The 14,095-nt window shown below is 33.2% G+C and carries 9 protein-coding genes; 4 read left to right on the forward strand and 5 right to left on the reverse strand.

The genetic code is table 11. The features are described 5' to 3' along the window. Window position 1: 1 nt before the first annotated feature. The 4 genes from V4D30_RS02775 to V4D30_RS02790 are packed head-to-tail and all read right to left on the reverse strand — an operon-like array spanning window position 2 to window position 3,866. A complete protein-coding gene (locus V4D30_RS02775; RefSeq protein ID WP_353684727.1) occupies window positions 2–1,591 on the reverse strand; it encodes a peptide-binding protein in 1,590 nt (529 codons plus the stop codon). Continuing rightward, complete coding sequence (gene secG, locus V4D30_RS02780; protein ID WP_353684728.1) at window positions 1,588–1,905, reverse strand: preprotein translocase subunit SecG; 318 nt, start codon at window positions 1,903–1,905, stop codon at window positions 1,588–1,590. Before secG ends, V4D30_RS02775 begins: the two co-directional genes overlap by 4 nt. Continuing rightward, the gene (gene tpiA / locus V4D30_RS02785) at window positions 1,902–2,672 is read right to left on the reverse strand and encodes a triose-phosphate isomerase (RefSeq protein WP_353684729.1); all 771 of its coding nucleotides are present in this window, start codon (window positions 2,670–2,672) and stop codon (window positions 1,902–1,904) included. Before tpiA ends, secG begins: the two co-directional genes overlap by 4 nt. Before the next feature lie 30 nt (window positions 2,673–2,702). Continuing rightward, complete coding sequence (locus V4D30_RS02790; protein WP_353684730.1) at window positions 2,703–3,866, reverse strand: class I SAM-dependent rRNA methyltransferase; 1,164 nt, start codon at window positions 3,864–3,866, stop codon at window positions 2,703–2,705. A gap of 134 nt (window positions 3,867–4,000) precedes the next feature. Here V4D30_RS02790 and ppdK point away from each other — a divergent pair, with 134 nt between their 5' ends. The 4 genes from ppdK to V4D30_RS02810 are packed head-to-tail and all read left to right on the forward strand — an operon-like array spanning window position 4,001 to window position 13,327. Then, window positions 4,001–6,727 carry a pyruvate, phosphate dikinase gene (gene ppdK, locus V4D30_RS02795; RefSeq protein WP_353684731.1) on the forward strand — a complete coding sequence of 909 codons (2,727 nt, stop codon included), beginning with the start codon at window positions 4,001–4,003 and terminating at the stop codon, window positions 6,725–6,727. A gap of 15 nt (window positions 6,728–6,742) precedes the next feature. Beyond that, window positions 6,743–7,522, forward strand: coding sequence for a hypothetical protein (locus V4D30_RS02800; RefSeq protein WP_353684732.1), 780 nt, complete (start codon window positions 6,743–6,745; stop codon window positions 7,520–7,522). After that, window positions 7,516–10,548 (forward strand): UvrD-helicase domain-containing protein, encoded by a 3,033-nt coding sequence (locus V4D30_RS02805; protein ID WP_353684733.1) that lies wholly within the window; start codon window positions 7,516–7,518, stop codon window positions 10,546–10,548. The genes V4D30_RS02800 and V4D30_RS02805 overlap by 7 nt, the downstream gene beginning before the upstream one ends. Further along, window positions 10,541–13,327 carry a PD-(D/E)XK nuclease family protein gene (locus V4D30_RS02810; RefSeq protein ID WP_353684734.1) on the forward strand — a complete coding sequence of 929 codons (2,787 nt, stop codon included), beginning with the start codon at window positions 10,541–10,543 and terminating at the stop codon, window positions 13,325–13,327. Before V4D30_RS02805 ends, V4D30_RS02810 begins: the two co-directional genes overlap by 8 nt. Here V4D30_RS02810 and dapF read toward each other — a convergent pair. Next, the gene (gene dapF, locus V4D30_RS02815; RefSeq protein ID WP_353685149.1) at window positions 13,264–14,094 is read right to left on the reverse strand and encodes a diaminopimelate epimerase; all 831 of its coding nucleotides are present in this window, start codon (window positions 14,092–14,094) and stop codon (window positions 13,264–13,266) included. The two genes, V4D30_RS02810 and dapF, sit on opposite strands and share 64 nt — an antisense overlap. Between the last annotated feature and the right edge of the window lies 1 nt (window position 14,095).

Raw genomic sequence — 14,095 nt, forward strand, 5'->3', positions numbered from 1 at the left:
TTTAATTATACCAGTCAAGACGATTTTTTGGCACATACCAGAAAATGTAATTATACCATATTCCTGCTGGAGCTGGCTCAATTCCTTTTATTCTTTTGTTTACAGCCACTATTGTATCAGGAACATAAAGAAATGTATAGGGTTGGTCTTCTGCGATAAGTTCATGAATTCTCCAGTAAAGCTTTTTCCTTTTTTCCCTGTCAAGAATCTCTCTTGCTTTTTCAATAAGACTGTCAACTTCTTTATTGCTGTAACTCACAAAATTAAACTCTCCTGGTCTGGTTTTTGATGAATGAAAAATATCATATAAATCAGGATCACGAGAGAGAGACCAGCCCAGGAGCACTGCCTGAAACTGTCTTTTGGTAACGAGTTCAAGAAAACTCTGCCATTCAAGAACCCTTATGTTTAGCTCAATTCCCACTTTTTTAAGCTGCTCTTTAATGATTTGAGCGGTCTTAAGCCTTACTTCATTGCCCTGATTTACGAGTAAAACAAATGAGAACCTTTTTCCATCTTTTATTAAAATTCCATCACTGCCTGCTCGCCAGCCAAGTTCATAAAGAATTTTTCTTGCTTTTTCAGGATTGTATTCAATGTCCTTTACATATGGATTGAATGCCCATGAGGAAGGGGGGAAAGGTCCTGTGCATGGAGTTCCATATCCAAGTAAAACTCCTTCAATGATTTCTTTTTTATTTATTGCATGGGCAATTGCCTTTCGCAGCCTTTTGTCTGAAAATAAAGAATCCTTAAGATTATAGCCTATGTAAGTGTATCCAAAAGAGGGATATCTATAAACATTGAAATATTTTCTGAAATATGATTTTTCTCCATAGTATTTATACTGAGCAGGATTAAGTGCCATAAAATCAATTCCTCCAAATCTTAATTCAAGAAACATTGTTGAAGGGTCCGGAATAATTCTTGTTATAAATTTTTCAAAGAAAGGCATTCCTTCAAAATAATTGTCATTTCTTTCAAGGATTACCCTCTGCCCTGTAATCCACTCTTTCATTTTATATGGTCCTGTGCCAACAGGCATCCTATTTAATGGTGAGTTAAATAAGTCTTTGCCTTCAAGAAGGTGCTTTGGTAGTATTCCCATTCCCCAGGACTCAAGTGCTGGTGCAAAGGGTTTTTCATAAACCACTTTTACAGTGTATTTATCAAGAGCTTTAACTTCCTTTACAGGACCGTAGTTGCTTCTATAAGGTGTTGGATTTTTGGGGTCAGTGATAGCTTTGTATGTAAAAACTACATCTTCTGCTGTAAATTCAACACCATCGTGCCATTTAACTCCTTTTCTTAAATAAAAAATTATTTCTTTACCATTCTTTGATATTTGCCATCTTTCAGCAAGATCACCAACAATGTTTAAATTTTTATCATATTTGGTAAGACCATTAAAAATTCTTCCACTTATATCTGCACTGGCAGAGTCTGAAGCAAAAAGAGGAAGAAGTCTTTTTGCATCAGCAGAGGAAGCAGCTGTGAGATTAAAGGGTTCTTTTATCTTAGGAGCTTTTTCACAGGAAATGTTAAAGGATAAAATTAAAAATAAAACTACAATAGCATATTTTTTTATCATTTATTTTGTTGAGGCTGTGCTCCTGATGGAGGTTGGGCAGGTTGACTCTGAAGTGGGACCTTTACATCAGAGACAACAGATTTGGTTTTTGTAGTAATGTAAGTCAAAAAAAATGATGAAATCATAAACAACACAGCGACAATTGTTGCTATTTTATTGAGAAATGTGGTCGCACCTCTTGGTCCAAAAAGCGTTTGAGAAGAACCTCCTCCAAAAGCAGGTCCCAGTTCTGCACCTTTGCCTCTGTGAAGCAATACAACAGCTATCATTACAATACATAGAATTATGTGAAAACTTAAAAGCAATGTTTTCATGATTCCTCCTTTAATGGCTTTTGCTTTTCGTAATTTACAATTTTTGCAAATTTTACAGGATCAAGGCTTGCCCCTCCAACCAGAACTCCATCAACATTTTCTGTATTCATTATAGAGTAAATATTCTCAGGGCTAACACTCCCCCCATAAAGTATTCTAATTCTGTCAGCTTTGTCAGGATAAAATTTTTTTAGTTGAGAGCGAATAAATGCATGGGCTTGTTCAATCTGTGCCTGAGAAGCTACAATACCTGTTCCAATTGCCCAAACTGGCTCGTAGGCTAAAACTATGGCTTCAGGATTGGCTATACCTTCAAGTCCTTTTTCTATTTGTCTTTTCAGAATGTCAAAAGTTTTATTAGATTGTCTTTCTTCAATTGTTTCACCGATACAGAAAATTACATTTAAATTTTCATCAATACATGCTTTAATCTTCCGATTTATTACTTCGTCGGTCTCATAAAAATACTTCCTTCTTTCAGAATGACCAATTATCACATATTCAACATTTAAATCTTTAAGCATAATTGGAGAAATCTCGCCTGTGTAAGCTCCTTTTTTTTCATAAAAGACATTCTGTGCACAGAGTTTTATGTTAGTATTTTTTAATGCTTTTTCAGCAGTTTCAAGACAGACAAATGTAGGAGCAATACCAATTTCTCTGTCGTTTATTCCTTTAGTTAATGGAATAAAATCCTGAAAAAATAGCGATGCTTCTTTAACAGTTTTATGCATCTTCCAGTTGGCAACGAAAAACTTTGTCCGCATAATTTAAAAGTATAATTAAATTACATCATTTCAGTCAAATACTTTAATGATGAAGCACTTTAAATATGCTGTTTCTGGCATACTGAGCAGAATTGGATGGTCTTTGCTCTGGATTCCCTTGTAGATTACCTTTCCCGTTTTTCTATTTTTTAAAAAAGCTTCTTTCACAATCTCATAGAATTCATTTTCAGAAATATGCTGGGAACAGGATGAGGTGACAAGAATTCCGCCTTTTTTTAAAAGTTTTATTGCTAAACTATTAAGATTTAAATATCCCTCAATAGCATCTTTTTTTTCCGCTTTTGATTTTACAAATGCTGGAGGATCAACCACTATAAAATCGTATTTTTTATTTTTCTTTATCTCCCATTTTAGATAGTCAAATACATCAGCTTTGACAAACTTACATCTTTCCAGAAGATTATTTATTTTTGCATTTTCCATGGCTAATTCTACTGCATTTTGAGAGCTGTCAATTCCTTTTACAACAGCACCTTTTTTTGCCATATGAATACTCCATGTGCCAATATAACAGAATAGGTCAAGAGCCTGTCCGGCGGTGATTAATTTTTTTAGAAAAATTCTATTTTCTCTCTGGTCAAGAAAAAAACCTGTTTTCTGCCCATAAAGAGGATCAAATAAAAACTTAACATCTTCTTCAATGATTAAAGGAAACTGCTTTAGCTCACCTTTAATTATATGTTTTTCAATTGGGAGCCCCTCCTTGAGTCTTGATTGAGAGTCATTTTTAAGAATTATTACTTCTGGACAGAATATTTCATCCAGTATTTTGATTATTACATCTTTGAATTGTTCCATTCCTGCAGTCAATATTTGAATTACAAGGCAGAAGTTGTATTTATCAACTATCAAACCTGGCAGAAAATCTGATTCGCTGAAAATCACTCTGTAAGTTTCTTTAAGTCCTAAAAATTCTTCTCTGTATTTTATGCTTTGAAAAATTCTAAATCTTAAAAAGCTCTCGTCAATGTTTTCATCCTGAAAACTAAGAAGTCTTACGGCAATTGTGGATTTCGGATTTATATATCCTGTGCCAATAAATTTATTTGTTTTTGATTCATATACTTTCACCACAGTTCCTGGAGAAAACCTGGAGATGTCAGAGACTATTTCATTTTTATAAATCCATAAATTACCGTATCTCTTTAAGTGTTTAACATAGATTTTTCCCATGAAGCTTAGTTTGAAAATAATGAATTTGAAAAGTCAAGGGGGTTGTAAATTTTCTTGAAAAAATCTCTTGCATCATAGTAATATGAATAGCTATTTAATAAAATTTAATAAAATTTTGTAGGAGGAACTCACAGATGGCTTTAAAGCCCAAAACCAGAATTCAAAAAAAATCAGTCAAGGTTGTTTCAAAAACTAAAAAATCAAAGCCTGAGAAAAAATATGTTTACTACTTTGGTGATGGAAAAGCAGAAGGGACAGGACAGATGAAAGACCTTCTTGGAGGAAAAGGAGCAGGACTTGCTGAAATGACCAATCTCGGAATTCCTGTTCCATCTGGATTTACCATTACCACTGAGGCATGCAGGGAATACTTCAGGCTTGGTAAAAAATTTCCTCAGGGAATGTGGGAAGAGGTCCTAAGAAATCTTAAAATGGTTGAAAAATCAATGGGTTGTAAATTTGGAGATGCAAAAAATCCGCTACTTGTTTCAGTAAGGTCTGGGGCAAAGTTTTCCATGCCAGGAATGATGGATACTGTTTTAAATCTTGGATTAAACGATGAAACCCTTAAGGGATTAATAAATAAAACAAAAAATGAAAGATTTGCTTATGATACATATAGAAGATTTATTACAATGTTTGGAAGCATTGTTACTGATATAGATAGAAAAAAGTTTGAAGATTTACTTGATGAGGTAAAGAATAAAAAGGGAGTAAACTTAGATACAGAGCTTGATACAAAAGATTTAAAGGCTCTTGTTGAAAAGTATAAAAAACTTTATAAAAAGGAAACGGGAAAAGATTTTCCCTCAGATCCCTATGAACAGCTTAAAATGGCAATAAAGGCTGTGTTTGACTCCTGGTATGGAGACCGAGCAGTAACATACAGAAGGCTTCATGGAATACCCGATGATCTTGGTACTGCCTGTAATATTGTTGCAATGGTATTTGGAAACATGGGTGAGAATTCTGGAACAGGTGTGGGATTTACAAGAGATCCTTCAACTGGAGAAAAAAGATTTTTTGCAGAGTTTTTACCAAATGCCCAGGGCGAGGATGTTGTAGCAGGAATCAGAACGCCTTTAAAGATTGAAGAATTGAAGAAAAGGATGCCCAGGATATATTCTCAACTTGAAAAGATATGTAATAAACTTGAAAGACATTACAAAGACATGCTGGATATAGAGTTTACAATTCAAGAAGGCAAGCTCTACATGCTCCAGACAAGGGTTGGCAAAAGAACAGCCAGGGCTGCGATAAAGATTGCTGTTGACATGGTAAAGGAAAAATTGATTGATAAAAAAACTGCTCTTTTAAGAATAGAGCCTGAACAGCTTAATCAACTTCTTCATCCCACTATTGATCCTAAGGCAGAAGTTAAAGTAATTGCAAAAGGGCTTCCCGCAAGCCCTGGTGCAGCTGTTGGTAAAGTTGTGTTTTCTGCTCAGGATGCTGAAGAATGGGCAGAAAAAGGAGAAAAAGTTATTCTTGTAAGAAATGAAACTTCTCCTGAAGACATTGGAGGAATGGCAGTTGCACAGGGAATCCTTACTGCAAGAGGAGGAATGACTTCTCATGCTGCAGTAGTTGGAAGAGGAATGGGTAAATGCTGTGTTGTGGGATGCGGGGCGATAAATATTCATGAAGAAGAGAAATACTTTACTGTTGGTGACATTACAGTTAGAGAAGGAGATTTTATTACATTAAATGGAACAACAGGAGAAGTTATTCTGGGGCAGGCACCTCTTGTTATGCCTTCTCTTCCTGAAGAGTTTTATACAATAATGAAATGGGCTGAAAAATTCAGCAAACTTCAGGTAAGAGCAAACGCTGATACTCCAAAAGATGCTCGTGTTGCAAGGGATTTTGGTGCAGTCGGAATTGGTCTTTGTAGAACTGAGCATATGTTCTTTGATCCAGAAAGAATAAAGGCATTCAGAGAGATGATTCTTTCAGATTCAGTTGAACAAAGAAGAAAAGCTCTTGAAAAAATTAAACCCTATCAGAAAGAAGATTTTATTGGAATATTTAAAGAAATGAAAGGATTACCAGTTACCGTAAGACTACTTGATCCTCCCCTTCATGAATTTTTACCAAAAACAGATGAAGAAATAGAAGTTCTCTCAAAGGAAATGGGAGTCTCAGTAAAGAAAATTAAGAGTAAAATTAAAACTCTTGAAGAGTTTAATCCAATGCTCGGTCATAGAGGCTGTCGTCTTGGAATAACCTATCCGGAGGTTTATGAAATGCAGGTAAAAGCTATTATGGAAGCAGCCTGTGAACTCGCAAGGAAAAAGATTAAGGTTATTCCAGAGATAATGATTCCTCTTGTTGCTCATGTAAATGAATTAAAAATAATGAAAGATTTAACTGTTAAAACAGCTGAAGAGGTTATGAAACAGTATAAAGTGAAAATTGATTATAAAGTTGGCACAATGATAGAGCTTGCCCGTGCTGCAATAACAGCTGACCAGATTGCTGAAGAAGCTGAATTTTTCTCTTTTGGAACCAATGATTTAACACAATCAGTTTATGGACTCTCAAGAGATGATGCAGGTAAATTTTTGCCATTTTACATTGATCACAAAATAATTGAAGAGGATCCATTCATATCAATTGATACTGAAGGAGTAGGTCAGATAATGGAGATAGCAGTAAAAAAAGGAAGAAGAACAAATAAAAATCTTAAACTCGGGATATGTGGTGAACATGGAGGAGATCCAAAATCTATAGAATTTTGCCATAAGATTGGGCTTAATTATGTAAGTTGTTCTCCCTATAGAGTTCCAGTAGCAAAGCTTGCTGCTGCCCATGCAAAACTGAAAGAAAAAGGAGCAGAGTTGATAAGAGCTACACTATAAAAAGTATAATAAACTATGGCTACTGTATCTAACATAAAAGACAAAATAAAAAAGGTTTTTCCAGTTAAGCAAGCCTCTGTTCTTCTTGAAGTGGTTGATATTGTAAATGAAACGGTCAAAGTAAAGGATTTTAATGAACTAAAAGAAATAGTAAGAGATCTTGCTCAAGCTCAAAAAGAGCTTGCGGAGGCGCAGAAGCAGTCAGAGAGCAGACTTAGCAGACTTGAAACAGCTGTTGCTGAGCTTACGGAAGCACAGAAAAGAACAGAACAAAGGCTTGAAGAGCTTGCAGATGCGCAAAAAAGAACAGAACAAAGGCTTGAAGAGCTTGCAGATGCACAGAAAAGAACAGAAGAGGAGGTCGCAACTCTGGCAAAAGGTTTAAGGCAGTTAAGGAAAGAGGTTGGTGGACTCAGTCTCACAATGAGTTATGCCTTTGAAAATGAATCTTATAGAATGTTACCTAAGTTTTTAAAAGAAAATTATGGGATTGAAATTAAAGAGAAACTTATAAGGGCAGAAATTGGAGGTAAGGAGATAAATATATTTGGCAAGGCAAGAAAAAATGGTAAAGAAGTTTTTATAGTTGGCGAATCCAAATTAAGGCTTGATGAAAGAAAAGAACAAAGTATTGAAGATGTTTTTAACGAACTTGAAGAAAAAGTTAAAGCAGTGCAGGATGAGTATGGAAAAGTTGATGTTTTAAGAGTATTAATAACTCATTATGCTACTAAAGGATTTCAGAAAAAGGCAAAGTCAAGAGGGATTATTATAGTCCAGAGTTTTGAATGGTAACTAAGCTTCCCCATTATGTTATTCTGAAAGCTTCTGCTGGCTCAGGAAAAACGACAGCGCTTACTGAAAGATTTGTATATTTTTTACTTTCCGATAACATTCCTAATAATTCATTACGAAATATTCTTGCTATAACCTTTTCTAATAATGCTGCCTTTGAGATGAAGTCAAGAATAATAGATTGGCTTAAAAGTTTATATTGTAAAGAAGAGAGTTCTTTAAGTAAATTTTCAAAAATTTCTGGACTGTCCCATGATGAAATCTCAGCTAAAGCTGGGCAGATAATTGATGAGATACTGAATCATTATTCAGATTTTCAGGTAAAGACAATTGATAGTTTTATGGCTTCAATTTTTAAAGCTTCTGCTCTTGATTTTGATTTCAATCCTGATTTTGAGATTCTTATGAACAATGAATCTCTTCTTAGGTTTAGTTATGACCTGTTTTTAAAAGATGTGCAGGAGAATTCTTTAAAGAGTGAGTTTTTTAAAAACATTATAGAGATTATAAGCTCAAACAGTAACACCTATCTCTGGAATCCATCAGAAAGAATTTTTGATGAAATTAAGGGTTTGCATCTTAAAATTCATAATACTCATAAAGAATTTATAGTTATTGATGAATACAGAAAATTAAAAGAAAAAATTGAGGCAAAGCTTGAAAGTAGAATTATGGCTTTTTTAAGGGAAATCACTTCATTAGGACTTGAAATAAATCGTTCAACGAGAATTCTGGAAGATTTCAACAGGATCATTGAAAACAAAAATTTTAGAGAACTTTTAACAAGGGGAATGAAAAAACCACCTGTAAACAAGCCTAAAAACAAGAACTTACTGGAAAAATACGAAAATGTTTTGAATTTGTGGAATGAATTTCTTGAAGAACTTAAAGAGTATGCTTTTTATTATGCATTAACTTTTTATCTGCCATATATTGAAGTATATCAAAGCTTTAAAACTTTATTAAATCAGATAAAACAAAAGGAATGTAAAATTTTCATTGAAGATATTAATAAAATTCTTTCAGTGTATTTGAATAACTCAATCGTTCCAGACATATACTTCAGGTTAGGCGAAAAAATACATCATTTTTTTATTGATGAATATCAGGATACATCACCACTTCAGTGGAATAATCTAAAGTTTTTAATTGAAAACGCTCTTGCTGAAAATGGAAGTCTTTTTGTTGTTGGAGATACAAAACAGGCAATTTACTCCTTTCGTGGAGCTGATTACAAGATAATGAAAGAGCTGGAAGAAAGCGATATATTTCCTTCAGCATACAAAATAGTTAAAACTCTTGATAAAAACTACAGAAGCAAAAAAACAATTGTTGATTTTGTAGTAAATATTTTCAGAGAAAAAGTTTTAAATAATCCAGTTTATGCCGAACCAGCTGAATTTGCAGGATTTCGTGAGTGCCATCAGATTGCAGAAGAAAGCTCGCAAGAAGGTTATGTGGAAGTGAGAGCTTTTAGTGAGAATGAAGAGGAAGAGTTTGAAATAAAAAAATATCTTTTAGAGTGTGTAAATAATATCACTCAAAGAGGTTATCTTTTGAAAGATATAGCAATACTCGCTTTTAAAAATGAGCAGGTTGTAACTATCAGTCAATGGTTAAACGATTTGCAGTTGCCTTTTATATCTTACAGCAGCCTTGATGTGAGAAAAAGAAAAGTTACATCAGAGATGTTAAGTCTGTTACGATTCCTTGATTCTCCCTTAGATGATTTCTCCTTTAGCTGTTTCTTACTTGGCGATATATTCAGAAATACAGTAAAAAGAGAAGCAATAAATTTCAAGCCCGATGAATTTCTCCTTAAATACAGGGATGAAACAGCCATTTATAAACATTTTGAGAAAGAATTTCCACAACTCTGGGAAAAGTATTTCAAGCAACTCTTTAAACTTTCAGGATATTTACCTGTTTATGATTTACTCTCAGTGGCATTAAATAATTTTAAGGTATTTGAAACTCTGCCTGATGAAGAAGCAACATTTCTTAAATTACTTGATCTTGTTAAGAACTTTGAAGAAAAAGGATATAACAACATCAAAGAACTAATAAAATTTTTTGAAAGTCCTGCGGATGATAACATATGGAATATAGCCACTCCAGCTGATATAGATGCCATACAGGTTATGACTATTCATAAAGCAAAAGGATTAGGGTTTCCGATAGTTTTTGTTTATTTAGAAAACGATGAAAAACCAAGAAATAAATATATTTTTCATGAAGTTGAACAGGGAGTTCATATTTTAAAAGTTACAAACCAGATAGCTGAAAAAAATGAATTATTGCTACAGATAAAAAAAGAACAAAAAAAATCAGAAATTGTAGATTTATTAAATACTCTTTATGTTGCCTTTACCAGAGCAGAGGATGAACTGTATGTTTTATGCAGAACTGATAAAGAAGATAAACTACCTTTTGATATTCTTTCAGAATACTACAATAAAGGGATGGGGCATAAATCAGTTAAAAATAAATCATTATCACTCACAGAGTCTTCAGAAATTAATGCTCATCATTATCTTGTATCATTTAATTTCTTAGTTTCCGACGAAATAGTGCATTTTACTGAAAAAAAGAGAGGAGATTTTATACACTTTATTTTAGAAGAAATTGAATATTTTGACGAAGGAGTTATGGAAGAGATAGACTTTAAGATAGAAAGATTAAACAGATACTGCCATACAAATTTTTCAGCTTCCCAGATAAAACCATTGATAGTTGATATGATAAATCATCCTGATATGGAAAAATTTTTTAAGCGAGGGTATGAAAAAATTCTTAATGAATTTGAGATTGTAGATAAAGAAGGTATTGTCCACAGAATTGATAGAGTTGTTGTTGATAAAGACTCGGTTAGTGTAATTGATTACAAAACAGGCTATCCACATGATGAGCATTTCTCGCAGGTAAAGCTTTATATGAAATTATTATCAGACATTTTTAAAGATAAAACAGTTAATGGATACCTTTACTATCTTGATTTACGAGAGGTGAAAGAGGTCGATGGATGAATTGGGCTTTCTAAAAGAGGCTGAGATTATTGCAATTAATAGCTCTGAAGATATAATTCAAAAAATCGTAGATATTATTTATGCTGATGGATATGATTATTCTGCAAATTTTATTGTTTTTCCAGGGAAAAGACCCTCACATTATTTAAAAAAATACCTTGCTCAAAAAGTAAAACAATCCTTTATCCCACCCAGAGTTTTTTCAGCAGATGAATTTATAGAGTTTTTGTTCAGAAAAATGAGCAATGCTTCTCCAATTGAAACAATTGAAGCTGTCGGCATAATCTATGAAATATGTTTAAAACACAATTTATTGAGCCCTTTTTTTAAGAAGTTTGATAACTTTATCTCCTTTGGTTTCAAACTGTTTAACCTCTTTGAAGAGCTTTACATTGAAGAAATTCATATAAACAAGCTTAAAGAAGTAGAGAATCTAATTGATATCCCAATAAAATCCCAGGAAAAATTAAGGTTTCTTTCAGTGATTTATCAGAATTTTTATGAAGAGTTGATACAAAGAAATCTCTGCACCCGAGGATTAAGATATAGAAAAGTAGCAGATTGCATAAGTTTGCAAGATCTGGAATTCAAAATCTTGATTTATGCCGGTTTTTTTGCTTTTACAGCCTCTGAAAAAAGAATTCTTGAAAAGCTATCTAAAATTAAAAACTTTTATTTTATTTTTCAGAAAGAACCTGAATTTAATGAAAAACTTTTCAGTAAAATCAATCTTTACAGTTGCCCTGATACGCATGCAGAGGTAAAGGTAGTGGGAAGAATTATGGAAAAATCAGCAATTGATGAAAAAACAGTTATAGTTCTACCAAAATCTGACACACTTTTTCCTCTTTTAAGACAGGGTATCCCATTTCTGAAGGAAGAAAATTATAACATCTCAATGGGCTATCCCCTGAACAGAACACCAATTTATGGATTTTTTATTAATCTCTTTGAAGTTGTAAATTCCATTGAGAATAACCAGTTTTATACTCCTTTGTATCTGAAATTTATGCTTCACCCATATACAAAAAATGTTCTTATTAAAAACAGTGCTGAATTGAGCAGAATTATTTTTCATGAAATTGAGAATTTGTTAATATCTAAGGAAATTTCCTTTGTGGAGCTTGAATGGATTGAGAAAGAAATACCAGTAGCAGTAGCTTCGAACTTAAAGGATTTCACTCTTACAGTGGATGATATAAGACAGCACATTGAAATGATTCATAACAACACAATAAAAAAGTTTACGTCCATTAAAAATATTGAAGAATTTATAAAGAACTGTAGAGATGTGCTTCTTTTTGTTTATGAGAAGACTACAGCAAGATTTCATCCTTTATTTTATCCCTATGTTGAGGCTTTTATCGCTCAATTTGATAAACTTCTCAACTCTTTGATAAAGAATTTTCAATTTGAGCATTTAGAGTCATATTTTAACTTTTTTAAAAATCTCATAATGTTTGAAAATGTTCCCTTTGCTGGTACACCTCTGAAAGGCTTACAGATACTGGGATTTCTTGAGACGAGAAACATTAAATTTAAAAAAGTGATATTTCTTGATTTAAATGAAGGTATTTTTCCTCCGCTTTCAGAGGATTATCTGATGCCTTACAAGGTAAGAAAGATTCTCGGTTTGCCTACTTATCATGAGAGAGAAAAGCTTGTTTACTACTATTTTTCCCTTTTAATAGATGGTGCCGAGGAAGCGCATCTTTGCTACATAAAAAACGATATAAACGAGAGATCCCGATTTATTGAAAAAATTATATGGGAGGCAGAAAAAAGCGAAGCTCGGAGAATTGATATACCTGTAAAGTCACTTTCTTGGGCAGTAAATTTAACAACAAGAAAGCCTGCTGAAATATATAAATCAGATGAAACAATGGAAGTTATTAATAATCTTTGTTTTTCACCATCTTCAATTGATGATTATCTTGACTGTGGATTGAAATTTTATTATTCCTATGTATTGAAACTAAAAAAGAAAAAAGAGCTTTCCGCCGAACTGGAACACTCTGAAATTGGTACGATTGTTCATGAATCATTAAAGGAATATTTGAGATTAAGAAAAAATAAAAAACTCAATCCCGATGATTTTGGAAACGATATAGAATCCATTGTGCAGAATATATTTTCTAAAAAGTATGGTAGTAAAGTAACAGGCAAAGTATATTTAATAAAACTACAGATACTTCAAAGACTTCTTCAATTGATAGAGTATTATAAAAAACTGAGTAAAATCCGTAGGTTAAAAATTCTTGAAGTTGAAGAACTCATAGAAGAAAATCTTTTTAATGCAAGCTTTATATATAGAATAGATTTAGTTGAAAGCATAGATGATTCTATCACTATTGTGGATTATAAAATATCAGGAACTGAACAGCATTACAAAATAAAATTTGACAAACTTAATATATTCGAAAGAGAAAATTGGTCTAAATATATTGGCAGTCTTCAAATTCCTCTTTATATGCTACTTTATGCTCAGAAACACAAGCTCAGCGTTTTTGAACTGAAAGGTTGTTATTTTTTGCTTGGAAAAGCTTTACTCAATGATGATACAGTGAGATTTGACCCTTTCAATCAAAATGACAAAGAAGAATGCATAAGAACTGTATCAACTGTGATAGAAACGCTTCTTAATGAAATAAAAGATAAAGATATACCTTTTTTACCAGCTTTTGATTTTAAGAGTAAATGCAGAATCTGCGATTATCAGCCAATTTGTGGAACTTTAACAATTCCTTCAAAAACTTCCTCTGCAGGACCTGTCATATAAACATGTCCATCCTCTGCCCATTCAATCATTAAATCTCCACCAAGAAGATGAACTGTGACTTTTCTATCTGTAATGCCTTTTATCATAGAAACCACAGCAGTAGCACAGGCTCCTGTTCCACAGGCAAGGGTTTCTCCAGCCCCTCTTTCCCAGACTCGCATTACTATTTCATTCGGATTTTTTACAAAGGCGAATTCTACATTTGTTCTCTTTGGAAAGATTGGATGATTTTCAATAAGAGGACCATATTTTGTAACAGCAAAATTTTTTGGTTCTTCATCAAGAAATATAACTGCATGAGGATTCCCCATGCTTACGCAGTTTATCCTTGCGTGCCATCCACTGATCTCAAGAATTAGATCAAAAGCCCTATCTCCCTCTACATCAACTGGAATTTTTGAAGGACTGAATTCAGGTTTTCCCATATCAACCTGAACAAGCTCGCCAATCTTTCTGGGTTTAATAATTCCAGCCAGTGTTTCCACTTCTAAAACTTCTTTATCTGTTAATTTTCTATCCCATATGTATTTTGCAAAACATCTTATTCCATTTCCGCACATCTCAACTTCTGAGCCATCGGCATTAAAGATTCTCATTTTAAAATCCGCAACCTCAGAAGGATACAAAAGTAAAAGCTGGTCAGAACCAATGCCAAAGCGTCTGTCACAGTATTTGATTGCAAACTTTTCAGGTTCTGGCAGACTTTGATTCAGGCAGTCAATCAATATAAAATCATTGCCAAGTCCATGCATTTTAACGAAATTAATT

This window comes from Thermodesulfovibrio sp. 3907-1M (assembly GCF_040450955.1).
Classification (GTDB): domain Bacteria; phylum Nitrospirota; class Thermodesulfovibrionia; order Thermodesulfovibrionales; family Thermodesulfovibrionaceae; genus Thermodesulfovibrio; species Thermodesulfovibrio autotrophicus.